This is a genomic window from Brevibacterium samyangense (genome assembly GCF_039529845.1).
Taxonomy (GTDB): domain Bacteria; phylum Actinomycetota; class Actinomycetes; order Actinomycetales; family Brevibacteriaceae; genus Brevibacterium; species Brevibacterium samyangense.
In genome coordinates, this window is sequence record NZ_BAAANO010000005.1 from 248,216 (window position 1) to 273,468 (window position 25,253).

General features: G+C 69.4%; 20 protein-coding genes. 12 read left to right on the forward strand and 8 right to left on the reverse strand.

The window, feature by feature from the left end; translation table 11 throughout:
* The first annotated feature begins 320 nt into the window (after window positions 1-320).
* The 7 genes from ABD172_RS03390 to deoC all read left to right on the forward strand — a co-directional run bounded on the left by ABD172_RS03390 (window position 321) and on the right by deoC (window position 8,315).
* Window positions 321-1,397, forward strand: a complete 1,077-nt coding sequence (locus ABD172_RS03390; protein WP_344306938.1) for a BMP family lipoprotein — start codon at window positions 321-323, stop codon at window positions 1,395-1,397.
* Window positions 1,398-1,524: 127 nt separating this feature from the next.
* Window positions 1,525-3,159 carry an ABC transporter ATP-binding protein gene (locus ABD172_RS03395; RefSeq protein ID WP_344306940.1) on the forward strand — a complete coding sequence of 545 codons (1,635 nt, stop codon included), beginning with the start codon at window positions 1,525-1,527 and terminating at the stop codon, window positions 3,157-3,159.
* A complete protein-coding gene (locus ABD172_RS03400) occupies window positions 3,152-4,468 on the forward strand; it encodes an ABC transporter permease (RefSeq protein ID WP_344306942.1) in 1,317 nt (438 codons plus the stop codon). Before ABD172_RS03395 ends, ABD172_RS03400 begins: the two co-directional genes overlap by 8 nt.
* Window positions 4,465-5,781 (forward strand): ABC transporter permease, encoded by a 1,317-nt coding sequence (locus ABD172_RS03405; RefSeq protein ID WP_344306944.1) that lies wholly within the window; start codon window positions 4,465-4,467, stop codon window positions 5,779-5,781. The genes ABD172_RS03400 and ABD172_RS03405 overlap by 4 nt, the downstream gene beginning before the upstream one ends.
* A gap of 46 nt (window positions 5,782-5,827) precedes the next feature.
* A complete protein-coding gene (locus ABD172_RS03410) occupies window positions 5,828-6,247 on the forward strand; it encodes a cytidine deaminase (protein ID WP_344306946.1) in 420 nt (139 codons plus the stop codon).
* Entirely contained in the window at window positions 6,244-7,578 is a 1,335-nt protein-coding gene (locus ABD172_RS03415; protein WP_344306948.1) for a thymidine phosphorylase, read from the forward strand. Before ABD172_RS03410 ends, ABD172_RS03415 begins: the two co-directional genes overlap by 4 nt.
* Before the next feature lie 89 nt (window positions 7,579-7,667).
* Complete coding sequence (gene deoC / locus ABD172_RS03420) at window positions 7,668-8,315, forward strand: deoxyribose-phosphate aldolase (protein WP_344306950.1); 648 nt, start codon at window positions 7,668-7,670, stop codon at window positions 8,313-8,315.
* A 34-nt stretch (window positions 8,316-8,349) separates the two neighbouring features.
* Here the strand turns inward: deoC and ABD172_RS03425 are convergent, their stop codons facing one another.
* The 3 genes from ABD172_RS03425 to ABD172_RS03435 all read right to left on the reverse strand — a co-directional run bounded on the left by ABD172_RS03425 (window position 8,350) and on the right by ABD172_RS03435 (window position 12,331).
* Window positions 8,350-9,855 carry an amidohydrolase family protein gene (locus ABD172_RS03425; RefSeq protein WP_344306952.1) on the reverse strand — a complete coding sequence of 502 codons (1,506 nt, stop codon included), beginning with the start codon at window positions 9,853-9,855 and terminating at the stop codon, window positions 8,350-8,352.
* 124 nt (window positions 9,856-9,979) lie between these two features.
* Window positions 9,980-11,479: an amidohydrolase family protein gene (locus ABD172_RS03430; RefSeq protein ID WP_344306954.1), complete on the reverse strand. Its 1,500-nt coding sequence runs from the start codon at window positions 11,477-11,479 to the stop codon at window positions 9,980-9,982.
* 369 nt (window positions 11,480-11,848) lie between these two features.
* Entirely contained in the window at window positions 11,849-12,331 is a 483-nt protein-coding gene (locus ABD172_RS03435; RefSeq protein ID WP_344306956.1) for a hypothetical protein, read from the reverse strand.
* A 187-nt stretch (window positions 12,332-12,518) separates the two neighbouring features.
* On the opposite strand from ABD172_RS03435, the gene ABD172_RS03440 reads away from it, so the two are divergent.
* The 3 genes from ABD172_RS03440 to ABD172_RS03450 all read left to right on the forward strand — a co-directional run bounded on the left by ABD172_RS03440 (window position 12,519) and on the right by ABD172_RS03450 (window position 17,072).
* Complete coding sequence (locus ABD172_RS03440) at window positions 12,519-12,860, forward strand: hypothetical protein (RefSeq protein WP_344306957.1); 342 nt, start codon at window positions 12,519-12,521, stop codon at window positions 12,858-12,860.
* A gap of 840 nt (window positions 12,861-13,700) precedes the next feature.
* On the forward strand, window positions 13,701-15,914 hold the full coding sequence (locus ABD172_RS03445; protein WP_344306959.1) for an HNH endonuclease signature motif containing protein: 2,214 nt from the start codon (window positions 13,701-13,703) through the stop codon (window positions 15,912-15,914).
* Window positions 15,915-16,100: 186 nt separating this feature from the next.
* Window positions 16,101-17,072, forward strand: coding sequence for an NAD-dependent epimerase/dehydratase family protein (locus tag ABD172_RS03450; protein ID WP_344306961.1), 972 nt, complete (start codon window positions 16,101-16,103; stop codon window positions 17,070-17,072).
* A 113-nt stretch (window positions 17,073-17,185) separates the two neighbouring features.
* Here ABD172_RS03450 and ABD172_RS03455 read toward each other — a convergent pair whose 3' ends face one another.
* The 3 genes from ABD172_RS03455 to ABD172_RS03465 form a co-directional block, all read right to left on the reverse strand.
* A complete protein-coding gene (locus ABD172_RS03455) occupies window positions 17,186-17,941 on the reverse strand; it encodes an SDR family oxidoreductase (protein WP_344306962.1) in 756 nt (251 codons plus the stop codon).
* A 215-nt stretch (window positions 17,942-18,156) separates the two neighbouring features.
* Entirely contained in the window at window positions 18,157-20,073 is a 1,917-nt protein-coding gene (locus tag ABD172_RS03460) for a phospho-sugar mutase (RefSeq protein WP_344306964.1), read from the reverse strand.
* Window positions 20,070-20,900 carry a purine-nucleoside phosphorylase gene (locus ABD172_RS03465; RefSeq protein WP_344306965.1) on the reverse strand — a complete coding sequence of 277 codons (831 nt, stop codon included), beginning with the start codon at window positions 20,898-20,900 and terminating at the stop codon, window positions 20,070-20,072. Before ABD172_RS03465 ends, ABD172_RS03460 begins: the two co-directional genes overlap by 4 nt.
* Before the next feature lie 40 nt (window positions 20,901-20,940).
* Between ABD172_RS03465 and ABD172_RS03470 the strand changes: the two genes are divergently transcribed.
* Window positions 20,941-21,924 carry a GNAT family N-acetyltransferase gene (locus ABD172_RS03470; protein WP_344306967.1) on the forward strand — a complete coding sequence of 328 codons (984 nt, stop codon included), beginning with the start codon at window positions 20,941-20,943 and terminating at the stop codon, window positions 21,922-21,924.
* Window positions 21,925-21,960: 36 nt separating this feature from the next.
* Here the strand turns inward: ABD172_RS03470 and ABD172_RS03475 are convergent, their stop codons facing one another.
* On the reverse strand, window positions 21,961-22,638 hold the full coding sequence (locus ABD172_RS03475) for a nitroreductase (protein ID WP_344306969.1): 678 nt from the start codon (window positions 22,636-22,638) through the stop codon (window positions 21,961-21,963).
* Window positions 22,639-22,780: 142 nt separating this feature from the next.
* Window positions 22,781-23,752 carry a LysR substrate-binding domain-containing protein gene (locus ABD172_RS03480; protein WP_344306971.1) on the reverse strand — a complete coding sequence of 324 codons (972 nt, stop codon included), beginning with the start codon at window positions 23,750-23,752 and terminating at the stop codon, window positions 22,781-22,783.
* A gap of 224 nt (window positions 23,753-23,976) precedes the next feature.
* On the opposite strand from ABD172_RS03480, the gene ABD172_RS03485 reads away from it, so the two are divergent.
* Window positions 23,977-25,248 (forward strand): M20 family metallo-hydrolase, encoded by a 1,272-nt coding sequence (locus ABD172_RS03485; protein WP_344306972.1) that lies wholly within the window; start codon window positions 23,977-23,979, stop codon window positions 25,246-25,248.
* The last annotated feature ends 5 nt before the right edge of the window (window positions 25,249-25,253 follow it).

Genomic DNA, 25,253 nt, shown 5'->3' on the forward strand with positions numbered 1-25,253 from the left:
GAGCGATCGGTCGTGGGACGGGGACCGGGGGCGGTCGGGTGGTCGCACACGAGCGGAGACGGAAGGGGACGTGAATGTGAGGTGTCTCTCAGATGGACGGTCGGGATGCGCCGTCCCGCGGGGCGGACCGGGAACCTGGGATTGCGGTTTCATATCGGTGGGAGTTTCCCGAAAGAATATCTCGATCCGGACTCTTGCTCGTGTCTATGCTGATGAGCAGCCGGTGACCGGGGCAGGGCTTCGGATCCGGCAGTCGCTCGCACACCCGTACATCCGTGATCCGGCGTTTCCCGCCGATCCCCGCCCCATGGGAGCTCCCAGTGAAGAAGACATCTCTCGTCCTGCCCTCGATGCTGGCCGTCGCCGCCCTCGGACTGTCCGCCTGTGGCGCGGCTCCCGAGGAGAGCGCGTCCGGAGAGGGCTCGGACTTCAAGGCCTGCATCGTCTCCGACGCCGGTGGTTGGGACGACCAGTCCTTCAACCAGTCGACCTACGACGGGCTCCAGGCCGCGATCGAGGCCCACGGCATCGAGCACGCCGAGGCCCAGTCGCAGAGCGATTCGGACTTCGGTCCGAACGTCGACGCGATGGTCCAGCAGGGCTGCAACCTCACGATCGGTGCGGGCTTCCTCCTCGAGGACGCGCTGCAGACCGCGGCCGAGGCGAACCCGGATCTCCACTTCGGCCTCGTCGACTCCGCGTTCTCGGACGCCGAGGGTGCACCCGTCGAACTCGAGAACGGCAAGCCGCTCCTCTTCAACACCGCCGAGGCCTCGTATCTCGCCGGGTACCTCGCGGCCGGCATGACGGAGACCGGAACCGTCGCGACCTTCGGCGGAATCCAGATCCCGTCCGTCGCGATCTTCATGGACGGCTTCGCCGACGGTGTCGCGAAGTACAACGAGGACAAGGGCGCCGACGTGAAGCTCCTCGGCTGGGACAAGGAAGCCCAGTCGGGTTCCTTCTCCGGCGACTTCGAGAACCAGGGACAGGGCAAGACCCTCACCGAACAGTTCATCGCCCAGGGCGCGGACATCATCATGCCGGTCGCCGGTCCGGTCGGCCTCGGTGCCGCTGCCGCCGCGTCCGAGCACGACGGCACGAAGATCATCTGGGTCGACTCGGACGGCTACAACACGACCGAGTACGGCTCGCTCATCCTCACCTCGGTGCTCAAGGAGATCGCCACCGCGGTGGAGACCACCGTCACGGAGTCCGTCGAGGGCAACTGGTCGGCCGAGCCCTACGTCGGCACCCTCGAGAACGGCGGCGTCGGGCTCTCCGAGTACCACGACTTCGCCGGAGAGGTCCCGGAGGAGCTCAACTCCGAGATCGAGGCACTCAAGCAGCAGATCATCGATGGTGACATCACCATCGACACCCCGAACGCTCCCTGACCGGAGCCCGGGCCCGGGCCGTCCTCCCCGTCGGAGGTCGGCCCGGTGTTGTGTACGGCGCAGGTAGATTCTTCCTGCGGGGCCACCCGCCCGTGTGCGCGAAGGCGCTGACGAACAGGAGATGAGCGTGAAGCTCGAGCTCAGAGGGATCACGAAGCGGTTCGGCCCGCTCGTGGCCAACGACGCGATCGACGTCGTCGTCCAGCCGGGGGAGATCCACGCCCTCCTCGGGGAGAACGGGGCCGGCAAGTCGACCCTCATGAATGTCCTCTACGGTCTCTACGCGCCGGACGGCGGGCAGATCCTCGTCGACGACCGGCCGGTGTCCTTCTCCGGCCCCGGTGATGCGGTCGCCGCCGGGATCGGCATGGTGCACCAGCACTTCATGCTCGTCCCCGTGTTCACGGTGGCCGAGTCCGTCGCGCTCGGCTACGAACCGGCGGCCGGGGTTCGCTGGGCGGACAGGATCCTCGGTGCCGTCGGACTCGGGTCACTGTCGCAGCGCCTCGGCCTCCTCGACCTCGAGCGTGCCCGGGCGGACGTCCGGGAGATCTCCGCCCGCTTCGGATTCGACATCGATCCGGACGCCCGGATCGAGGACCTCCCGGTCGGCGCCCAGCAGCGCGTCGAGATCATCAAGGCCCTCGCGCGCGATGCCGAGGTCCTCATCCTCGACGAACCCACTGCCGTACTCACCCCGCAGGAGACCGATGAGCTCATCGGGATCATGCGCGAGCTCAAGGCCGGGGGCACCTCGATCGTCTTCATCACCCACAAACTCCGCGAGGTCCGGGCCATCGCCGACGAGATCACGGTGATCCGTCGCGGGAAGGTCGTCGGCAAGGCCGATCCCTCCTCGACCGAATCGGAACTCGCCGGCCTCATGGTGGGCCGGGCCGTGAGCCTGCAGACCGAGAAACGCGCCGCCGCTCCCGGGGACGAGACGTTCCGCGTCGACGGTCTCACGGTGCTCGACCCCGCCGGTACCGTCGTCGTCGACGATCTCTCCTTCGGCATCCGGCGGGGCGAGATCCTCGCGGTCGCCGGTGTCCAGGGCAACGGCCAGACGGAACTCGCCGAGGCGATCATCGGGCTCCACGAGCCCCGCGCCGGATCCATCGTGCTCGGTGGCCGGAACCTCGTCGGCACCTCGGTGAAGGAACGTCTGCGGGCGGGTATCGGCTTCGTGCCGGAGGACCGGTCCGAGGACGGGCTCGTGGCGACGTTCTCCACCCGGGAGAACATGATCCTCGACCTGTACGACCGGGAACCGTTCTCCGGTGGCCTTGCGATCCGACCCGGTGTCGTCCGCGCGCACACCGCGCAGAAGGTCGAGGAGTTCGACGTGCGTCTCACGTCGATCGATGATCCGATCTCCACGCTCTCGGGCGGTAATCAGCAGAAGGTCGTCCTCGCGCGGGAGCTCAGCCGTCCGCTCGAGCTCTTCATCGCGAGCCAACCGACACGCGGTGTCGACGTCGGCTCGATCGAATTCATCCATGCCCGGATCATCGCCGAGCGCGACGGAGGCACCCCGTGCCTCATCGTCTCGACCGAGCTCGACGAGGTCATCAACCTCGCCGACCGGATCGCGGTGATGTACCGCGGCCGGATCGTCGGCATCGTGCCCGGCGACACCCCGCGCGACGCCCTCGGCCTCATGATGGCGGGTGTGCCCGCCGAGGAGGCTCTCGCGCGCGTGGCCGACGGCAGCGCGGTCACCGAGGTCTCGGAAGCAGGAGAGGGGAGCTCGCATGAGTGACCGGTTGGACAGTGACCAGGTGCACGAGGACACCCACGTCCCGGGTGCGCACGAGGCGGACCCGTACCGGCCGGGCGACGAGCGGTCCTTCGGCGCGACCTTCGCGAGGGCCCTCCTCTCGCAGTCCGTGTGGGTGCCGATCGGCGCGATGGTCGTCGCGGTCCTCATCGGCGGGTTCCTCATCGCGGCGGCGGACCCGGACGTCCGGGCGACGCTCGGCTACTTCTTCGCCCGGCCCTCCGACTTCTTCGTCACGACCTTCAGCACCGTGGTGGAGGCCTACGGGGCGCTCGTGCGCGGCGCCGTGTTCGACTGGCAGGCGACGACCTTCGTCCGCATGGTCCGGCCGTTCACGGAGACCCTCGTGGCGGCCACCCCGCTCATCCTCACGGGCCTCGGGATCGCGCTCGCGTTCCGGTCGGGCCTGTTCAACATCGGCGGTCAGGGCCAGGTGGTCATCGGCGCCGCGACCGGCGCGTTCTTCGGGTACGCCTTCGCCCTGCCGCCCGTTCTCGCCTTCGTGTTCGCCCTCCTCATGGGTGCGCTCGGTGGCGCGATCTGGGCCGGGATCGCCGGTGTCCTCAAGGCCCGCACGGGCGCCAACGAGGTCATCGTCACGATCATGCTCAACTCGATCGCCGGTTACCTCATCGGCTATCTGCTCAAACAGGGCTGGTACACGCACACCTCGTCCGGTGAACCCGCCTCCCGGCCCGTGAACGAGGCCGCGATGCTCCCCGGCCTGCTGCCGGACCCCTTCCGCCTCCACCTCGGCTTCCTCGTGGCGATCGCCGCGACCGTCCTCGTGTGGTGGATCCTCGAACGCTCGACCCTCGGGTTCGAATTCCGCGCCGTCGGTGAGAATCCGCACGCAGCCCGGACCGCGGGCATCTCGGTGGGCCGGGCGACCGTTCTCGTCATGCTCGTCGCCGGCGCTCTCTCGGGACTCGGGGGCGCCTCGGCGGTCCTCGGCACCGAGGGCAGGATGACCGCCGGTGTCGCCGGCACCATCGGGTTCGACGCAATCACCGTCGCGCTGCTCGGACGCTCGACACCCTGGGGTACGTTCTTCGCGGGCCTGCTGTTCGGCGGGTTCAAGGCCGGCGGTTATCTCATGCAGTCCCAGACGGGCACGCCGATCGACATCGTGCTCGTCGTCCAGTCGATCATCGTGCTCCTCATCGCGGCACCGCCGTTCGTCCGGGCCCTCTACACGTGGCCCGCACGGTTGGGCCGGAACCGGAGGTTCGGCTCCGCACGGGACGCCGGCCCGCAGGCCGCCACGCAGACCGAGGAGGTTTCCGCATGAGCCAGGCCCCGCTCACGCCGTCCCCGCTCACTCCTTCGCAGGCTCCTGTCGAACCTCACGCCTCGACGGTGGCGCTGGCCCCCGTCGCCTGGAAGCTCCCCGTTGTCCTCGGTGTCCTCGGGATCGCCGCGCTCGTGTTCTTCGGCCTCCTCGCACCCGGCGGAGTGCACACGACGTTCACCTTCTCGAGCAGCGGTGATTTCTTCACCGTTCCCGAGGCGGTCGTCCCGTCCCGCGTCACCGGCACCGTCCTCGGCGTCGTCCTCTGCGGGCTCGCCGCACTGTCCTTGTGGGACGCACTCGCGCGGCGGGCGAGTCGGCGCTGGCTCGCCGTCGTGTTCGGTGTCCTCTTCGTCCTCGCGTTCCTCGTGTGGGCAGGAGCCGGGCGCGGTCTCATGACGGTGACCCCGCTGCTCGCCGGCGGCCTCGCGTTGTCGGTCCCGCTCGTGTTCGGTGCGATGGCGGGCCTCGTCGGCGAGCGTTCGGGCATCGTGAATATCGCGATCGAGGGCCAGCTCCTCGCCGGGGCGTTCCTCGCCGCGGTCGTCGGTTCGGCACTCACGAATCCGTACATCGGCCTGCTCGCTGCGATCCTCGCCGGGGCCCTCGTCGCCGTCGTGCTCACCTTCTTCGCAGTGCGGTACTGGGTCGACCAGATCATCATCGGCGTCGTTCTCAACGTCCTCGTCGTCGGGCTCACGAGTTTCCTGTACTCGACGGTGCTCACCCAGAACCCGCAGCTGCTCAACACCTCCCAGGCGCTGCCGAACCTGCCGATCCCGTTGTTGTCCGACATCCCCGTCCTCGGACCGGTGTTCTTCGACCAGACGATCCTCGTGTACCTCATGTACCTCGTCGTCGCCGGCCTCCACCTGTTCCTCTTCCGTTCGCGCTGGGGCCTTCGGACCCGGGCGATCGGTGAGCACCCGCGGGCGGCGGACACCGTCGGCATCGGGGTCAACCGGCTGCGCGTCGCGAACACGATCCTCGCCGGCGGTATCGCGGGCCTCGGCGGTGCGTTCCTCACCGTCGGAGAGGGGCTCGCGTTCGGCAAGGACATGTCCGCCGGGCAGGGCTACATCGCTCTCGCGGCGATGATCCTCGGCCGCTGGAACCCCATCGGTGCGCTCTTCGCGGCACTCCTCTTCGGGTTCACGAAGAACCTCGGGAACGTCCTCAAGGCGACCGGTTCGCCACTGCCGGACGACCTCCTCCTCATGCTCCCGTACATCGTCACGGTCTTCGCCGTCGCCGGTTTCGTCGGCCGGGTCCGGGCCCCCGCGGCGGAGGGGACGCCGTACCGCACGCAGTGAGATGCTGGTGCCGGAAACCTCGTACGAAACAGAAGGGTGATCTGCTGTGAAGACCTTCGACCCCGAGGTGTGGGAGGGCCTACGGGCCGCCGCCCGTGAGGCGATGTCCCGGTCCTACGCGCCGTACTCGAAGTACCCGGTCGGGGCGGCCGCGCTCGTCGACGACGGCCGGACCGTCGTCGGTTCGAACGTCGAGAACGCCGCGTACGGCGTGGGCCTGTGCGCCGAGTGCGGCCTCGTCTCGGACCTCGCGCGGACCGGTGGCGGACGCCTCGTCGCATTCGCGTGCGTCGACGGCGAGGGGCGGAAACTCGTACCCTGCGGCCGGTGCCGGCAGTTGCTGTACGAATTCGGCGGCCCCGACCTCGTCCTCGACATGCCCGGCGGTTTCGCACCGATGACGGAGGTGCTGCCGGAGGCCTTCGGTCCCGACCATCTCACCGAGTACCAGGAGGAACACGCATGAGCGCTCGTCCTGCAGGAATCGCAGTGGAACCCTTCGACGCCGTCGACGTCATCCGCACCAAGCGTGACGGACTCGTGCTGTCGGACGCGCAGATCGACTGGGTGATCGACGCCTACACCCGTGGCGTCGTCGCCCATGAACAGATGTCCGCGCTCGCGATGGCGATCTGGCTCAACGGGATGGAGCGCCCGGAGATCGCCCGGTGGACGCAGGCGATGATCGCCTCCGGTGAACGTATGGATTTCTCCTCGCTGTCGAAGCCGACCGCGGACAAGCACTCGACCGGGGGAGTGGGCGACAAGATCACCCTGCCGCTCGCCCCGCTCGTCGCGGTGTTCGACGTCGCCGTCCCACAGCTCTCCGGCCGCGGACTCGGCCACACCGGGGGCACGCTCGACAAGCTCGAGTCGATCCCCGGATGGCGGGCCGACCTGAGCAACGCGGAGATGCTCGCACAGCTCGAGGACCTCGGCGCGGTCATCTGCGCCGCCGGTGCCGGGCTCGCACCGGCCGACAAACGCCTGTACGCGCTGCGGGACACGACCGGCACGGTCGAGAGCATCCCGCTCATCGCCTCGTCGATCATGTCGAAGAAGATCGCGGAGGGCACCGGGTCCCTCGTCCTCGACGTCAAAGTCGGATCCGGTGCGTTCATGAAGACCCTCGACGACGCCCGGGAACTCGCCCGCACCATGGTCGACCTCGGGACCGATGCCGGGGTGCGCACCTCCGCTCTGCTCACCGACATGTCGACCCCGCTCGGCCTCACGGCCGGGAACGCACTCGAGGTGCGGGAATCCGTCGAGGTCCTCGCCGGGGGTGGACCGCAGGACGTCGTCGACCTCACCGTCGCCCTCGCCGAGGAGATGCTCCGCCTCGCCGGACGCCCCGACGCGGATCCGCGAGCGGCACTCGCGGACGGCCGGGCCATGGACGTGTGGCGACGGATGATCGCCGCCCAGGGCGGCGACCCTGACGCGCCCCTGCCGACCGCCCGCCACACGGACGTCGTCACGGCGGATGCGGACGGGGTCCTCGACTCGCTGGACGCCTACGCGGTGGGGATCGCCGCGTGGCGCCTCGGCGCCGGACGCGCGAAACAGGGCGACCCGGTGCAGGCCGGTGCCGGTGTGGAACTCCACGCCAAGCCCGGCGAGGCGGTCCGGGCCGGCCAGCCGCTCCTCACCCTCCACTCGGACGACGAGGCCCGCTTCGCACGGGCCCGCGAGGCACTCGACGGGGCCGTGGGGATCGAGCCGGCCGCAGAGGGCGCCGATGCGAGCGGCGCGAGTGCGGGCACGGGCTCGATCGTGCTCGAGAGCATGTCCTGATCCACGGAGACCACGACCCCGGTCCCCGACCACCGGGATCCGAAACCCGACCAGCCGTTCCTCCCGCCACCGAACCCCCAGGAGTTCTCATGACCACGCGTGCCGAAGTCGCCGCAATGATCGATCACACCCTCCTCAAGCCCGAGAGCACCGCGGCGGACGTCGTGAACCTCGTCGAGGAGGCGAAGGGCCTCGGGGTGCTCGCGGTGTGCGTGTCCCCGAACATGCTGCCGCTGCAGAACACCGGTGACCTCGTCGTCGCCACCGTGTGCGGGTTCCCCTCGGGCGCCCACCAGCCCGAGGTGAAGGCCGCCGAGGCCGCGCAGGCCGCCCGGAACGGGGCCGCCGAGGTCGACATGGTCGTGAACCTCGCGCTCGTGAAGACCGGGCAGTGGGACGCCGTCGAGGCCGATATCCGCGGGGTCGTCGACGCCGCCGCCGGGGCGCTCGTCAAGGTCATCATCGAGTCCGCGGCGCTCACGGACGAGGAGATCGTCCATGCGTGCGGGCGTGCGGAGGCCGCCGGTGCCCACTTCGTCAAGACCTCGACCGGGTTCCACCCGGCAGGCGGCGCCTCGGCCCATGCGGTGGCGCTCATGCGGCAGACGGTCGGCGACCGCCTCGGTGTCAAGGCCTCCGGTGGGATCCGGACGCCCGAGGCGGCCGCGGAGATGATCGCGGCCGGTGCCTCGCGCCTCGGCCTGTCCGGCTCCGCCGCGGTGCTCGCCGGGTTCTGACACCCGGGCCGGTCCTCACGCCACCTCGGACCGGTCACACCACCTCGGACCGCAGGGCCTTCCCCGGGTGCGCCTCGGGGAGGAGTGCGCCGTTCTCGAGGACGAACTCGCCGCCGACGAGGACGTGGTCGATCCCGACCGACGGCTTGATCTCGGTGAACGTCGCGGCGTCGAGGATCGTGTCCGGGTCGAAGACCGTGAGGTCGGCGTCGCACCCGATCTGCAGGCGGCCCTTGAGTTCCATCGCGGGGACGCAGTCCTCGAGGATCTGCGCCGGCAGGAGTGTGCACCGGCGGATCGCCTCATTGAGTGACCACAGGCCGAGTTCGCGGCCGATGTGCCCGATCGCCCGGGAGAAGGTGCCGGCGGTGCGGGGGTGGGCGAACACCTCGGGCGCGAGGGGCCACTGCTTCTCGACGTCGTCGCCGGTGCGGCGATCGCCGATCTGCAGCCACATCGCGTCGGAGGCAATTGCGGCGTCCGGGAAGGTGACCGCCGTGTACAGGAGCGCCATCTCCTCGGGGTTCTGCGGGTCGAGGAACTCGACGATGACGGTGGCGCTCGGGTCCTTCTCCCGCAGTTCGGCGAGCTGCTCGATGCTCGTGAGGTACTCGCCGGTCGGGAGGTGGAAGAACGACTCCACCTTCAACGGCATCCGCGGGAGTTCCTCCGGGGCGAGGAACGGGGCGCCGATCGCGGTGGAGAACGCGTAGTACGGGTACGCCTCCGTCGTCACCCGCACGCCCTGCGCCTGGGCGGTCGCGACGGCGTCCGCGACGAGGTGGATGTCGCGGCCGTAGGACGAGTTGATGTGGCACAGGTGGACGTTCGCACCGGTGCCGGCGGCGACACCGATGAGTTCGAGCGCTCCCTCGACCGAGGACCCGGGCTCCGCGTACTGGGCGAAGCGGCCGTGGACGAAGAGAGGCACGTCGAGGTCCGCGGCGAGACGCCCCATCTTGAGCATCTCCTTGCGGTCCGAGCGGGGTGAATACCCGACCGGCGCACCGATCCCGATTCCTCCGGCCCGGATCTCCTCCTCGACCCGGGCGACGACGGCGTCGACGAGCGCATCGGACTCCGCGAGTTCGAGCCACTTCGGGTCCTCGATCCCGGCCCCGAGCGAGGCGGCACGCTCACCGAGCGCGTCCTCGCCGTCGATGTCGATCCCGTCGAGAACGCTCATCCGGATCTTCCGCCAGTCGACGGAGTACCCGAAGTTGATGGGGCGGCCCTCGGCCTCGGCGGCGGCGTACACCGGGGCGATGGGAGCGGCGCCGGCCTCGAGCTCGAGGGAGGTCGTCACCCCGTCGCAGGCCTGGATCCGCAGCCCGTTGATGCTCTGCGAGTGGCTGTGCAGGTCGATGAAACCGGGCGTGATGACCCGGCCGGTGATGTCGAGAGTGCGGGTCGCCTCGGGGGTGTCGGTGCCGATGTGGACGATCGTGCCGGCGCGGATGCCGATGTTGCGGGTGCCGTCGAGTCCGGTCTCCGGGTCGATGGCCCGGCCGCCGATGAGGAGGAGATCGAGGGTTTCCATGAGGGTGGTGGTCTTCTTCCTGTCGGGAGTGGAGGTGTGGGGAGGGTACGGGCGGCCGAGGCGCCGCACTGCTGGGTGCGGCGTGGCGCTTCGGCGGGTGAGTGGCGTGTGAGAGGGAGGGGCGTCAGAGGGTGAAGGCGGGGAAGGACATCGGGACGCGTTCGTCGATCGGGGCACCGGCCCAGTCGACGTCCTGCCAATTCGCCCACATCGTCTCCGCGGCCGTCTGGAGGAGTTCGAGGTCCTTCACGGTGTCGAGGCCGGCCACTGCGCCGTCCTCCATGACGAACCGTCCGTTCACCATGACCTTCTCGAGGTCCTCGGCCTCCGCGTAGTAGACGATCGCGCGGATCGGATCGCGCAACGGGGTCATGAAGTGGGAGTCGCTGCGCCAGAAGCAGAGATCCGCCTTCGCTCCCGCCGCGATCCGGCCGAGGTCGGGGCGGCCGAGGACGTCCGCGGCGACGATCGTCGCGGCGTCGAAGGTAGCCGAGGCGTTCCCGGCGTTCGCATTGTGCTCGAGGACCTTCGTGATGACGGAGCACCAGCGGGTCGAGTGGAGCATCGACTGGGTCGTCGTGTCGGTACCGAGGGTGACCGGGACGCCGCGCTCGCGGTAGCGGTCGAAGGTCTCCATGACGATGCCGTTGCGGGCGAACACCCACGGGTTGTACGCGACCGAGGTGCCGGAGTCCGCGAGGAGCCCGATGTCGTCACCGGCGTAGTTCGTCCAGCTCGACCCGGTGACGAAGAGGCCGTGGCCGATGATCGCGCGCTCGCCGAGGTACCCGATGTCCGCGAGCCACTCGATCGGGGTGCGGCCGTGGCGGCGGGTCATCTCGAGGAACTCGTTCATCGACTGGGCGGCGTGGGTCTGGAGCATGAGGCCGTGGGCGTCGGCGACCGCGCGGGACTCGCGGAAGAGCTCTTCCGTCACCGTGTCGACCTGCGACGGGTTGAGGAAACCGGTGACGAGCGCGGAGTTGTCCGCGTTCACGTGGTCGAGCGCGAAGGACACCGCCTGTTCGAACGCGGCCGCGCCGCCGTCGCCGGAGAAGTCGTACTCGACCGTGCGGCCGTTGTCCGTGTACCAGGGGCCGGTGCGGTAGGACTGGGAGACGTAGGCACGCATTCCCACCTCCTCGCAGAGCTCCGCGATGTACGCGGCCTCGTTGCCCATCTGCATGACGGTCGTCGTGCCGGTCCGGAGGTGTTCGGCCACGGAGACGCGCGCGCAGGTGTGGGCGTCGTCGATCGTGAGGGCCTTCGAGCGGGCGGGGAGGATCTCGAAGAGGTTGCTCGAGTAGAACGAGCGCTTGGGGAAGTCCTCGGCGACGTTCTTGTCGGCCGGCGATTCCTGCATGTGGGCGTGCATGGAGATGAAACCCGGCGCGATGATGTTCCGCGTCCGGACGACCTCGTCGGCGCCGAAGGTGTCACGCGCTCCGACGTGCACGATCTCGGTTCCTGCGACGACGACGGCCCCGTCCCGGAGGAGTCGGTGGCCGCCGTCCTGGAACGCGATGATCCACGGGGCCTGGTACTCGACGGTGCGGGCGGTGGTGGGAGTGGCGCGGGTGGCTGCGGTGTTGTCGATGGGAGTGGTGCCTGCAGGGGCGCTCATGGGGATGGGGAGTCCTTCCGGAAGACGCCGAGGCGCCCGGCCGGCGGGCACGGACGACGCCGTTCGTGGGACGTCGCCGTGGGCGTGCTTCGCACGGTGGCGTTCGGCGGGGATGGGTGTTCTCGCGGGGATGGGGCGTACGGTGCGGAGTGATGGGGATCACTCCGTGCATCATCCTAACGGTGTTTGCCCATCTCACGGCGTGCGCGCGGGTGGTGGGACGGGATCGGGTCGGGCGGGCGCCTCGGGGGAGGGCCACCTCGAGAGGGGCGCCGAGAGGCACGCCGGACGGAATGCGCCGGGCGGGAAGTGGCGCCGGGCGGGAAGTAGCACCGGACGGGAAGTGGCGCCGGGCGGCCGTGGCGATCCTCAGCCCTGCGGGTCGAGGACGTTCACGCCGAGTGCGGCGAGCGTGCCGAAGAGGACGCCCCACAGGATGATCGACACGACCTGCCAGGCGATGACGGCGTTCTTCGAGGCGCCGAACGACACCATCATTCCGGAGGTGATCTGGCTCGGGAGAAAGGCCTGACCGAGCAGGCTCACGCCGGCGACGCCGTAACGGTCGAAGAGTCGTGTGATCCGCGCACGACGGCGGGACGGTTCTTTCGGTTCGGACGAGGCGGTGAGCTTCGTGCGGGCGGCGTGGGCGCCGAGAACGACGAGAAGCATCGTGATGACGTTGCCGATGACGGCCGCGACCACGGCGATCACCGGCGAGATGCCCACGAGCACGCCGATCGCGGAGCCGAAGTACGACTCGACGAAGGGGATCGCGGAGATCGCGATGATGCCCACCCACTGGAGCCAGTCCGGGAGGGAGGCGGTGAAGGTGGCGAGCGACTCGAACATGGTGCTCCTCGTGTTCTGGGGGAGGTGGGTTGCGGCGTCGAGGCCGACGGTGCCGGGACTCCGGTGCCGGGGCTCCGGTGCCGGGACGGCGGCGAGGTGGCGGTGACGCATCTGGGCGAGGTGCGGGCGCCTCGGCGGGGGTGGTGCGAGGCGTTCGCTGCCCTGTCAGAGGCCTGTCAAGCGTGCCGTGGCCGTGGTGTTCCTCCTGCGGGGGCTGTGGTTCCCGGGTGCGCTCGTCGGCGTTTCCGTCATCGGGTTCGCGGTCTCGGTGATCTATGCGCGCACCGGGCGTGCGGGCGACCTCACCCGGGTGAATGCGTTGGAGCTCCACGATGAGCGGGACCGCGGTATCGCCGTCCATGCGTTCGCCGTGGTGGGGGTTGCGGCGCTCGTCGTGAACTTCGGTGGGATTCTCGTCATCGCTCTGACGGCGCAGTCGGGCGGTGTCGCACGCGTCCTCGCGGCCGAGGCCCTTGTTCTCTCGGCGGTGTGGTCGATCGCGAACTGGTACTACGCGCGTCGTATGTAGTGCATGGCGCAGGCGATGTGTGTCGTGGCGGATGAGCCGGGGATCGGAGTGTGCGGCGGCCGATCCAGCACGTCGGCCTGCCGGCAGTAGTGCGCTTCTCGGCTCGCAGCGCAAACCGCTGCCGGCGCGTGGCCGCTAGCGGAGCGTTTCTCTGATCCAGCACTTCGATCTGCGGGCACGGGCGTGATTTCGAGCCTTCAGCGCAAACCGCTGCCCGCATCGGGTTCTGGCCGTTCGCCGGAGAGGCCCGCGCAGCCTCGTTTCCGGGCGGAGAAGCGGGCCGAGGCCGTCGGAATCACTGACGCAGTTCTCTCGACGGTGATGTCGCAGGACATCGGTAACAGTTCTGCATCAGCACAGCGGTAACGAATCCAGCCCTCTGCGAGATGACAGTTGTCGCGGATGAGCGCTTTGCTCGGGGCAGGTCCGGGGGCTGTGAATCGCTTGGGTCGAATGGGGCAGGCGGGCAGGTTGCCGGCCCGGCGCGATTGGTCGGCGAGCTGCCTCCGAGTTCGTGTCCGTGCGTCCTGGGGCCATGGTCATAAGGGTCGTTCAGGGCCGGGGCTCGCCGGTGAATAGGCGTCCTCGGTGCCGGATCGTGTGGACAGAAAATACTTATCCACAATCTCGGTCAAATATGGCCCAAGGACTGTTCGTGTGACTCTTCGACCACTAGACTCGATTTACTTACTAATTCGATTGGGGGCGTCGAGCCTCTCTTCCCCACGCCGATCGCCGGGCAGTGCCCCCACGGTCTTCACGGATTCCCTCTCACTTCTTCCCTCCCCTTCGTTTCGTTTCGTTCTGCTCTCATGACCTGTTCCGAGGGAGGTATCGGTCATGGCCACCGAATCCGAGGACACCCCGCAGGAGCCCGACCGCGACGCGCCGCACCCGCCCGGTGACGTGAGCCGTGCCGGTGACGCAGGCAGCTCCGGCGGCACTGCACCTTCGCCCGCATCCTCGTCGGTGCCGACTCCGGCGCCGTTCACCGGGTTCCCCGACACCGCTGACGGTCGGCTCGAGGCATTCGATGCCTCCGGTCCGGCACGTCTGGCCGCGGTCGCCCAGGCCCAGCAGGCCGAAGCACACGCGTTCTACACCATGCTCGAGGCCGTCACCGGGTACGTGGTGTCCGAGGTCATCATCGAGACCACCGCCCACGACGAGGACGCGCTGGCGAACGCTGTCCCGCCGGCGTCGTTGCCGGAGTTCCTGCACGGCGAGTACGAGTCGATCGCAGCGACGGTGCGCCGGTGGGGTGTGGAGGTTCGGCAGCGGGAGGCCGAGATCGCTGCCGAACGAGCAGCGCTGGAGGCAGCTCTTGCGTGGGGCCGGGACCCGGGCAGTGAACCGGACGCGGATGCGTCCGCCGACGCGGCTGGAGCGGGCACCGACGCGGAGCATCGCGGCGAGGTGCGTCGGCGCGAGGAGCCCGGTAAGGCGGAGGGGATCGAGGGGCGGGTGCTGGTGCCGTTGCCTGCGCTTAAACCGACGAAGGCGCTCGGGGACTGGGTGAGTGAGCACCTCACCCCGGAGCACCTCGTGAATCTCTCGGCACTGTTGCGGAAGTCGGCGGCACAGGCGTTCGGGTTCTGCAAGGACGCCCTCACCGTCGTCCACGGACTGCCCGGGTTCTTCGCGCGGGCCAGAGCAGGGGAGTTCGGGATCGATCACGTCCGCACGGCCGCCCGGATCGCAGGCCGGGTCCCGGTGGCGTTGTTGTCGAAGGTCGACCGGTATTTGTCGACCCGGCGGGCTGATGTCACTCCGGAGACGTTCCGGAACACGCTGGGCAAGCTTGTTCGGGCCTTGGTGCCACCGGCGGTGCGGGACGCTCGTGCGTTCGAGGAACGTCGGGTGGATGTGGAGCATTACGGCAATGGCACCGCAGCGTTGATCCTCACCGGGCCGGCTTTGTTGATCGAGGCGTGCTATCGGCGAGTCGAAGCGCTCGCGCGGAGTGTGTTCTACCGTAAGCCTCTGCCGGGTCAGGGTGCCGGGGCTGGTGGAGCAGACGGCGCCGGGGTTGGTGGGGTTGCGGGTGAGCGGCTCGAGCTGATCGAGCATCGGAACATCGCGCAGCTCATGTTCGACATCCTGTCCTTGTCGCGTCCGCAGGTGACGACGCGGCGGATGCCGGCCACTCGGTACGGGTCCGAGACGACGGACCTGGCTACGGGTGAGGGGGCGGAGGAACTCGTCCTCGAGCTTCCGGATGCGGGGGATTATCTGCGGAATCAGGCGCAGGTGGTGGTGACGGTGCCGTACCTGTCCGTGTTCGGAAACCTCAACGGCAACGCGAATGGCAATGGCGACGAGCACGGTGCCGGGCACGGCGACGGCACCGGTCGCGGGAACGGCGCCCAATACGGTACCGGCGGCGGACACCTGCCGGGAACTTTCCCCGACGGGTCCCCGGTCCCCGCGGAAGTCGCCAGGACCCTCGCCGGTCACTCGAGAACCCTGGTCCGGGTGCTCACGGACCCGGCAACCGGTACCCCGATCGATGCGAGAGCGAAACGGTACGCGATTCCACCGGATGTGAGAGCCACGCTCATCCAGCAGTGGAGGTACTGCACCGCGCCGGGATGCACGAGGCAGGCTGCGAAATCGGAGATGGACCACATACGGGAGTACAACCACGAGAACCCTGATGCGGGTGGGTTGACCGTGCTCGAGAACCTGCACCCGCTGTGTAAACGTCATCATCAGGCGAAGACCGACAGGAGACTCCGCGTATTCAAGACCCCTGATGGGGGTGTGCGGTGGGTGCTGCCCTACGGGAACGAGGTGACGGTGTTTCCTCCGGGGGATCCGGTGGAAGTGATGCACGCGGAGCAGTTCCGAAGGATCGCCGAGGGGGACGGTGATGAGGATGGGGGAGAGGACGGTTCGGGATACGACGGTGGCGATGGCGGTCCTGGCCCCGGTGACGGTGGTCCGATCGTCGGGCCCGGTGTGGGTGTCGCGGGAACGTACGTCGACCGAGCCGGGAAGTCAGCACCCGTGTGGCACTCCGGCGAATTCGACGACGACCCGCCACCTTTCTGAGATCGGTGCCCCTCGTCGTACAGCCTCTTGAGACCCTGCAGACCCTGCAGACTCTCCAGGCCCTTCAGATCCGTCAGACCCGTCAGACCCTGCCGCCGGCAAACCGGGGGCACTCCCAACACATGTGTGACGAGCCCACTGAATGTGTGGCGAGTCATGATGAGGTGAAGACATGCGAAGAGCACTATGGGTGGCACGCAATTCCTCGGAGTCCACGTCGTCGAACGACTCCTCGATGCCGGATACGACGTCACGCTCAGCAATCGCGGGGTGACCGACCCCGGAGCGTTTCCGTATCTGAAGACGCTCGTGGGCGACCGGGACTCCGACATGGCGTGCCTCGCAGGAACGACATGGGACCTCGTCTACGACCTGTCCGGCCATGAGCCGAAGCACGTCGAAAAGGTGGCGCACCACGTCAACGACGATGCGAGATACGTCTTCGTCTCGACGATCAACGTGTACGCGGACACCTCCGGCCCTGATCCGATCACCGAGGAATCCTCTGCCTTCACCACCCCTGTCGACGAAGTCGACCCCGAGTCGATGGACGCCTACGGGAAGCTGAAGGCGCTGGCCGAAGCGGCGGTCAGAGCGCATTTCCCGCAGCACCACGTCGTGCGACCCGGAGTGATCTGCGGACCGGGCGACCCGAGCGATCGGGTGACGTACTGGGCCACCCGGTTCGCGCAGTCCGGTCCTCATATCGTGCCGGAGCCGCAGAGCGCTTCTCTCCAGTTCATCGACGTGAGGGATCTGGCCGAGTGGCTCGTCGCGTTGGGCTCGGATCCGGTCAGCGGAACCTACAACGCTGTCGCACCACGCACAACACTGTCCGAGTTCCTCACCGAGATCGAGCGGGTCAGCGGGAGTTCGGTGGAGCGCATTCCACTATCGGAATCGGCCATGAAGAATCACGGGGTCACGCACTGGGTACAGATCCCCATGTGGCTTCCGCCGTCGGACACGACGAAACGAGCCTTCTTCGATATCGATGCCGGTGCGGCGAGAGCGCGCGGGCTCGTGACGCGGACGCCGGCGGACACCATTCGAGCACTACTGGAATGGGCCGACGCGGAGCGCCTGAACGCAGCGCCACGCTATGGTTTGAGCTCGGACCGGGAAGACTCACTCATCGCTGCGCTCCGGAAAGAATGACCCGCTCCGGGACGAATGACGCGCGGAAGCCACACAGGCATGAGGAAAGGGACCAGCTCGATCGGTTCGCTCCGGGCGGCCCGAGGCGGTCCTGGCAACGCACCTAGCGGCGCTCAGGTCCCTTCCCGCTGGACATTCTCACGGATCCAGGCCGCGAGGTCCCGCTTCCCGATGCGTGCGTGCGGCCCCGGCAGGAGTGCGTCCGTGCCCATCGAGAACGGCAGTGTGAACACTCTGCCGCGTGCGCCCGAGGCGTCGTGGACGATCCTCGCGACCTGCGCCAGGTCGAGGACGTCGAGCCCCGCGACCTCGACGGCACCGGACTCGCCGGCGTCGATCGTGTCCGCGAGCAACCGTGCGGCGTCCACGGCCGCGAGTGGTTGCGAACGGAAATGCGGTACGGCGCCCAGCGGACCGAGCGACATTCGTGCCGTCATCGACCGCGCGAGCTCGAACCACTGCGTACTGCGGAACATGAGGAGCCGTCCCGGCGCAATCTGCTCCTCGTAGATCCTCTCCTGCACGGCTTTCCCCGCGTAGTACCCGATGCGTCGATGCGTCGCCGGATCCGCGGCCCCCACGATCGACACGCACACGAGGCGGACGTTCGGCACCTCGAGAACCTCCCGGGCCACGTGCTCCGCCGCCGTCGCGAAGAAGTCGATCGACGCGCCCTTGCTGAGCGTTTCCTTGTTGAGGCAGTCGACGACGACGTCCGAACCCGCGATCGCCTCGTGGAGCCCCTCGCCCGTGTACGCGTTGACACCGGTCGCCCGCGACGCGGGGACGACGACGTGCCCACGGGCGCGCAGCTCGGGCACGAGGTGCCCGCCGAACAACCCTGTCGCCCCGAGAACCGTGATCTGCATGCGCTGCTCCTTCGCCAGTGAGGTCTTCCTCGACGGTGACGTGCCTCGAACAGATTCTTCCGGGCCGGATCGTGAACAGGATGGGAATCGCCGGTGAGGACCCGGGACGACCCGCAGGTCCCGCACGCGGCGGCGGCTCACGCGACGGCGGCTCCGGAGCAGAGGGACGACAACCCGAGGGAACGACAACCCGAGGGAGTTACCACCCGCGGGAATTACAACCCGAGGTGCGCCGCCAGGTCCTCGCGCATCCGTCCGAGGCGGCGCCCGGCCGCCGAGAGCGCTGCGGCAACCTCCTCGGCATCCGCAAATCCGGCATCCCCGGGGCCGACGCCGGCCTCCGCAACCATGTCACCGAGAACGCTCACGCCTTCGACGGCCTCGAGATAGCACTTGAGCTTGGGTTCGGTGCCGGAGGGTCGGACGACGACGCGGTCACCGGTCTCGGTGAACAGCGCAATGCCCTCGGTCGGCGGGAGCAGGTCCGTGCCGCGGGCGAGGTCGACGACGCGCGTGACCGCGGCCCCACCGAGCTCGGCCGGGGGAGTCGTCCGCAACAGGTTCATCGTCGCCGGGATGAGCGTGAGGTCCTCGAGTCGGAACGTGAGCGGCGCCGTGGCGTACACCCCGTCCCGGGCGCGGATCCGCGTGAGCTCGTCGGCGATCGTGCGGCCCTCCGAGGCGAGTCGGCTCGCGAGAGCGCAGAAGAGCACCGCCGCACTGATGCCGTCCTTGTCCCGGACGACGGCCGGGTCGACGCTGTACCCGAGTGCCTCCTCGTACCCGAACACGATCCCCGGAGCACGGGTGATCCACTTGAAACCGGTGAGCGTCGGGGTGTGCGAAAGACCGTACGCCCGTGCCACCGCCGCAAGAGACCGCGAGGACACGATCGACGACGCGAGGACTCCGGCGGCGGGCGCCGCGGCACCGGCGACCGCTCCACCGGCCACCACTCCACCGGCCACCACTCCACCGGCCACCGCCGAGGCGATCGCCTCTCCCAGCAGCAGCCCGACCTCGTCGCCAGTGAGCTGGTACCACTCACCCTCCGGCCCGGCACCGCGCTCCGGCCCGGCACCGCGCTCCGGCCCGGCACCGCCCCGCGCGACCGGGATCGCCGCCGAGAACCGGTCGGCATCGGGGTCGTTCGCCACGACGAGATCGGCGTCGATCTCCCGCGCGAGGGCGTATGCGGCGTCGAGCGCGCCGTGTTCCTCGGGGTTCGGGAAGGCGACCGTGGGGAAATCGGGGTCCGGTTGCGCCTGGGAGTCGACGACGTGGACATCGGAGAACCCGGCGCGTTCGAGCGCAGCGACTGCGGTGGGGCCACCGACGCCGTGGAGGGACGTGAGGACGATCCGCAGGTCACCCGAGGCGCGCGCACCGAGGCGGTCGCCGAGCGCCTCGAGGGACTGGAGATAGGACTCCACGACCTCGGGCCCGAGAGTCTCCCATCCCTCGTCGGCGCGCGGAGTCGCGGCGACGGACGGGACGGCGGCGATCCGCTCGGCGATCATCGCGTCGAAGGGCGGCACGATCTGGGCGCCGGCGCCCTCGGCCGCCCGTGCAGGGTCCTCACCGAGCCGTTCGAGGACCGCCCGCTGCGGTGCCTCTCCGAGGTAGACCTTGTAGCCGTTGTCCTGCGGAGGGTTGTGGCTCGCGGTCACCATGACCGCGGCGTCGGCACCGAAGGCGAGGAGCGCGAACGCGGTGACCGGCGTCGGAAGGTGGGGCGGCAGGAGCATCGCGCGACCACCGGCCGCCGTGACGACCGCTGCCGTGTCCTTCGCGAAGTCGACGGAACCGTAGCGCGCATCGCACCCGATGACGACGGAGAACCCCCGGCCGACCGCCTCGTCGAGGAACGCCGAGAGTCCCGCCGCGGCACGGATGACGACCGCGCGGTTCATCCGGTTCGGGCCTGCGGCGATCGCCCCGCGCAGCCCGGCGGTGCCGAACTCGAGTTGCCCGGAGAACCGGTCCTCGAGTTCGTCCCGGGCGAGCGTGTCCCCGGTCTCCGCGCGCTCCAGGAGCTCCTGCAGTTCCGCCCGTGTGAGCGGGTCCGGATCGTCCGCGATCCAGTCGAGAACGGCCTGGACGTCGAGGCCCCGCCTGCTCGGGACGGTCATCGGGCGCCCTCCGCCATCCGCGCGACGATCCGAGCGAGGAGTTCGGAGATCCGGGGGCCGGCGGCGCGGCCGGCCTCGAGCACCTCGGCGTGGTCGAGGGGTTCGGCGGACACTCCGGCGGCGAGGTTGGTGACGAGCGAGATCCCGAGGATCTCCATCCCCATATGGCGGGCGGCGATGGCCTCGAGGGCTGTGGACATGCCGACGAGGTCGGCGCCGAGGACCCCCGCCATCCGCACCTCGGCCGGGGTCTCGTAGTGCGGCCCGCGGAACTGGGCGTACACGCCTTCGGCGAGTGTGGGATCGATCTCCTTCGCGAGCCCGCGGAGGCGGGCCGAGTACAGGTCCGTGAGGTCGACGAAGGTCGCGCCCTCGAGCGGTGAGGCCGCGGTGAGATTGATGTGGTCGGAGATGAGGACGGGAGTGCCCGGCCCCCACTCCGGATTCAGTCCGCCGCACCCGTTCGTGAGGACGACGGACGTGCAGCCCGCCTCGGCAGCGGTGCGGACGCCGTGCGCGACGGCCCGCACGCCCTTCCCCTCGTAGAAGTGGGTGCGGGCGCCGAGCACGAGGGCGTGCCTGTCGGTCCCCGTGATCCGGATCGTGCGGAGCGTGCCGGGGTGACCTGCGACGGCGGAGGCATGGAATCCGGGAACCTCGCTTGCCGGAATCTCATTCACCGTCTCACCGATGAGGTCGGCGGCCCCGCCCCACCCGGAGCCGAGGACGAGGGCGATGTCGTGGCGTTCGACACCCGCGGCAGTGTTGAGAACCGTGGCCGCGTCGGACGCCAGGGCGATAGGATCGGGGAGTTCCGAAGTCGTCATGATCCCGACAGTAATCCAAACCCGTGGAGGTGGGCACCGTATGCCGAGTTTGTCGATCCGGCCTTTTTCCGAGGGAGACGATCTGGCGCTCGGTGAGATCCTCCACGACGCGGCGACGCCCGCCGAACACGTCGCCCGCAACCTCTTCCGGCCCGACGGCGAACAGCCGCTCACCCGCGCCGTCGTCGCGACGATCGACAACACGGAGGTCGTCGTCGGAGCCGCCGCGATCGCCGAGTCCCCGGCGCATCCGCACCGTGCCTGGGTCCATGTCGAGGTCGCCACGGAGGACCGCCGCCGAGGCGTGGGCCGGGCCCTCCTCGACGCCGTCCGTGAGCGCGTGGCCGGCACCTCGCTCGAGGGGCTTCCGCTGCGGGCCCGGGTGAGCCCCGGCTCGGACGGCCAAGCGGCTGCCCGTGCGGCCGGATTCCACGACCTCTTCCGCACCCGTGTGGTCCGGGTGGAGCCCGGCACACTCGCCGGCCTCGGCGCCGGTCGCGAGGCCGATTTCACCGTCACCGCGACCGGCTCGGTCGTCCTCACCCAGCTCTTCGGCGAGTGGTACGCGGGCGTGAACCGGGTCGACCCGGCGGCGGAGATGTCCGTCGGTGCCGTGAACCGCCGCTTCCTCTCCGAACAGACCGGCGCGCACGGAGCGGCGATCCTGCGCCGCGACGGGGTACCCGCCGGCTTCGCGGTCTCCTACGCCGAGCCGTACACGGTGGACGAGGAGAGCGCTCCGTCCGAGGAGGACGAGTACCCGGCCACCGAACTCACCCTCGCCTCGCTCTTCGACGCCCGCCGCCCAGGCGCCGCCGGGGCCGGCGCGATCGACCGTGAGTCCCCGGAGTTCCAGAAGGCCCTCGGTGACGCCGCCGTTCTCCTCGCCTCGCTGTCCCTCGAGACGCCCGTCGTCGTCGAGGTCACGAGCGAGATGCCGGTCGTCACCGAACTCGTCGACGGTCTGCTCGAGTCCGGTCAGGCCTCGGTGCTGTACGAGTACGTGACGCTCGCACTCGACTGAACCCGCACCCGTCGAACCGGTCAGTCCCCGAACCGTTCAGTCCTCGAACCCCACCCACACGACAGCCTCCTCGAGCGGTTTGCGCTCGGAGACGACGGCGTTCGCGGGGAAGGTCTCGTCGGGGTATCCCATGGCGACCGCCATCTGGATGACCTCGTCGTCGGCGATGCCCGCGTGTTCCCGGACGACCGGTGACTGCATGATGCCCTGCGAGTTGATGACGCACCCGAGACCGCGTGACCACGCGGCATTCACGAGGGCGTTCGCGATCGCCCCGCAGTCGAACGGCGCGATGTCGTTGCCGGCGAGCTCCTTGTCGTACGTGATGATCACCGACACCGGCGCGTCGAACTGCCGGAATCCGCGCAGCACCCAGTCGAGGCGCCCCTCCTTGTCCTCGCGTGCGATGCCCATCGCCCCGAAGAGCTGTTTCGCGATCCCGACCTGACGCATGCGGTGCTCGCCCTCGTAGGCGTCGTGCGTGCGGAATTCGCGGGAGTGCGGGACGCCCGCGAGGTTGCGTTCGGTGTTCCCGGCGCGGATCCGATCGAGTACCTCACCGGTGATGACGTACAGGTGCCAGGGCTGGGTGTTCATCGACGAGGGCGCGCGCATCGCGAGCGATACGACCTCCTCGATGACCTCGCGGGGGACCGGGCGGTCCTGGTATCCGCGGATGCTCCGGCGTCCCACCACCACATCGTCGTAGTTCACGTGCGCTCCTCGTGATCGTTCCGGCCTCCACCTCGTCGTGGTGGCCACACTCGGCAGTCTCGCATGGGACAGTCTCGAATGTGAACGATCGTTCGGGAAGTTTTCAGTGCTGTCCCGAGGTGGTCCTCACCAGACGCAGTGTTCACCCGAGCCCTCGGCGCACCATCGCCGCGGTGAGCGCCTCCCGGACCGCGGTCAGTGCGGGGGAGTCGTCGCTGCCGCGCCGGAACGCGACGGACACCGTCCGGTGCGGATCACCGGGAAGACGCCCGAGGCGCCACGGGCTTCCGGCAGTGTCGCCGCCGGACGCTCCGCCGCCTGCGACGTTGTTCCCGGTTGCGTTCTCCCCGGCCTCGAGCGCGAGCGCCGGGACGAAGGCGACCGTCCGTGCGGCACTGCTCGCGAGGCGGAGGTGGAGCAGCATGTCCGAGGTCTCGAAGGTGACGCGGGGTTCGAATCCTGCGCGGTGGCACTCGGCGCGCGCCCAGGCGCGGGCGTGGGTGCCGAGGGGTTCCATGACCCAGTCGTGGTCGTCGAGTGCGGCGAGATCGGCCGGCCGGGTCCTGCCGTCCTCCTCGTCCGTCACCGGTCCCACCAGCCACAGACGGTCCGCGCCGATCGGTGAGATGACGGCGCCCGTGGCGCGGCGCCTCGGGCGGTCGGGGTACTCCTCCTGGAGGACGAGGTCGAAGTCGTGGGCGAGGAGGGCCGGAAGGGCCTCCTCGACCTCGAGGTGGCGGAACGACACCGTGAGGTCCGGGTGTGCGGTCCGGAGCGCGGCGAGCGCTTCGGGGACGATCGTGTGGGCGGCGGTCTGGAAGGTCGCAAGCCTCACGTGCCCGCGGACGGTGTCGCGGCCGGCGGCGATCTCCGCCTCGGCGCGGGCGAGGTGCTCGAGGATCGACTCGGTGTGCCGGACGAGGACGAGGGACTCCGGCGTGAGGCGGACCCCGCGGCCGACGGGTTCCGTGAGCCGGACGCCGGTCTCCCGTTCGAGGCGGCGCAGCTGGTGGGAGACGGTCGAGGGGTCGAGGGCGAGCGCCTCGGCTGCGGCGGCGAGGGTGCCGCGCAGGTGGACCTCGCGGAGGATGCGCAGACGGGTGAGGTCGTACACGGTGGAAACTCCTTCTCATGTCCGAAGTTCATGAGTACACATGGCAATGATGCTATGGATGCCGTGAATCCGTGCGCATACCGTGGCAGGAGCACCCCTCGGTGTCACCGACGGAGCATCCCCGGCTCCGCCCACGGCCCGGGCCGATCCCCGATCCACCCGGTCCGGGCCGTTCCCGTCCTCCGTTCCCCTGCCCCCCACCCGCCCGAAACCCAGGAGCCTCCATGACCGTTTCTGCGCCACCTGCCACCCTCCCCGTCGACTCCGATCGTCTGTGGTCCTCGCTCATGGCGCTCGCCCGGATCGGGGAGTACCCGGACGCGGCCACCGGGCTCATGGGCGTGAACCGGCAGGCACTCACCGACGAGGACGCGGCCGGGCGCCGGCTCCTCATCGGCTGGATGGAGGACGCCGGGCTCACGGTGACGATCGACGCGATGGGCAACGTGTTCGGCCGACGCGAGGGCACCGACCCGGACGCACTGCCGGTCGTCGCCGGCTCGCACATCGACTCGGTGGGGACGGCCGGAGCGTTCGACGGATGCCTCGGAGTCCTCGGCGCGCTCGAGGTCGTCCGGGCGATGAATGACGCCGGCGTGACGACACGCCGCCCGGTGATCGTCGCCTCGTGGACCGAGGAGGAAGGTGTCCGGTTCGGCACCGACATGCTCGGGTCCGCCGTCGCGACCGGGCGCATCCCGCTCGAGCAGGCGTACGACCTGCGCGACGGGGCCGGGCTGCGGTTCGGCGACGAACTCGCACGCATCGGCTTCCGCGGGGACGCCTCCGCGCACATCGAGGCGCCGCACGCCTACGTCGAGTGCCACATCGAACAGGGCCCGATCCTCGCCGCCGAAGGGCACCCCGTCGGCGTCGTCACCGGCGTCCAGGCGATCTCCTGGCAGCGCATCACCGTCCACGGCCGCGCCGCCCACGCCGGGACCACCCCGACGGAACTGCGGGTCGATGCCGGCCTCGCCGCAGCCCGCATCGTCGTCCACGTGCGGCAGATGGTCGACTCGGGGGAGTACGGGCAGTTGCGGGCGACCGTCGGGCACTTCCGCACCGAACCGAGCCTGCCGAACGTCGTCCCCGAGCTCGCCGAGATCACCGTCGACCTCCGAAATCCCGACGACGGGCTCATGGCCCGGGCCGAGGCGGACCTCGCCGCGTTCCTCGCACAACTGCAGACGGAGACCCCGGGGCTGCGCATCGAGACCGAACAGACCGCGAAGACCCCCGTCGTCCCCTTCGACGAGGACGTGCAGAACCACATCGAGAAGTCCGCGTACGAACTCGGGTTCACGACGATGCGGCTCATGTCGGGTGCCGGACACGACGCGCAGGAGATGGCGGCGATCGCGCCGTCCGCCATGGTCTTCGTGCGCGGACAGTACGACGGGATCAGCCACAATCCGCGCGAGTACTCGACGCCCGAGGACTGCGCCGCCGGCGTCCGCGTCCTCGCCGAGACGATCCTGGGACTTGCAGAATGAGCGGC

Excerpts from the sequence above, each read along its gene's own strand:
- ABD172_RS03415 (WP_344306948.1), top strand. The coding sequence starts at position 6,244 with ATGAGCGCTCGTCCTGCAGGAATCGCAGTGGAACCCTTCGACGCCGTC.
- ABD172_RS03450 (WP_344306961.1), top strand. The coding sequence starts at position 16,101 with ATGGGTGGCACGCAATTCCTCGGAGTCCACGTCGTCGAACGACTCCTC.
- ABD172_RS03435 (WP_344306956.1), bottom strand. The coding sequence starts at position 12,331 with ATGTTCGAGTCGCTCGCCACCTTCACCGCCTCCCTCCCGGACTGGCTC.
- ABD172_RS03485 (WP_344306972.1), top strand. The coding sequence starts at position 23,977 with ATGACCGTTTCTGCGCCACCTGCCACCCTCCCCGTCGACTCCGATCGT.
- ABD172_RS03455 (WP_344306962.1), bottom strand. The coding sequence starts at position 17,941 with ATGCAGATCACGGTTCTCGGGGCGACAGGGTTGTTCGGCGGGCACCTC.
- ABD172_RS03445 (WP_344306959.1), top strand. The coding sequence starts at position 13,701 with ATGGCCACCGAATCCGAGGACACCCCGCAGGAGCCCGACCGCGACGCG.
- deoC (WP_344306950.1), top strand. The coding sequence starts at position 7,668 with ATGACCACGCGTGCCGAAGTCGCCGCAATGATCGATCACACCCTCCTC.
- ABD172_RS03405 (WP_344306944.1), top strand. The coding sequence starts at position 4,465 with ATGAGCCAGGCCCCGCTCACGCCGTCCCCGCTCACTCCTTCGCAGGCT.
- ABD172_RS03460 (WP_344306964.1), bottom strand. The coding sequence starts at position 20,073 with ATGACCGTCCCGAGCAGGCGGGGCCTCGACGTCCAGGCCGTTCTCGAC.
- ABD172_RS03470 (WP_344306967.1), top strand. The coding sequence starts at position 20,941 with ATGCCGAGTTTGTCGATCCGGCCTTTTTCCGAGGGAGACGATCTGGCG.
- ABD172_RS03400 (WP_344306942.1), top strand. The coding sequence starts at position 3,152 with ATGAGTGACCGGTTGGACAGTGACCAGGTGCACGAGGACACCCACGTC.
- ABD172_RS03465 (WP_344306965.1), bottom strand. The coding sequence starts at position 20,900 with ATGACGACTTCGGAACTCCCCGATCCTATCGCCCTGGCGTCCGACGCG.
- ABD172_RS03430 (WP_344306954.1), bottom strand. The coding sequence starts at position 11,479 with ATGAGCGCCCCTGCAGGCACCACTCCCATCGACAACACCGCAGCCACC.
- ABD172_RS03425 (WP_344306952.1), bottom strand. The coding sequence starts at position 9,855 with ATGGAAACCCTCGATCTCCTCCTCATCGGCGGCCGGGCCATCGACCCG.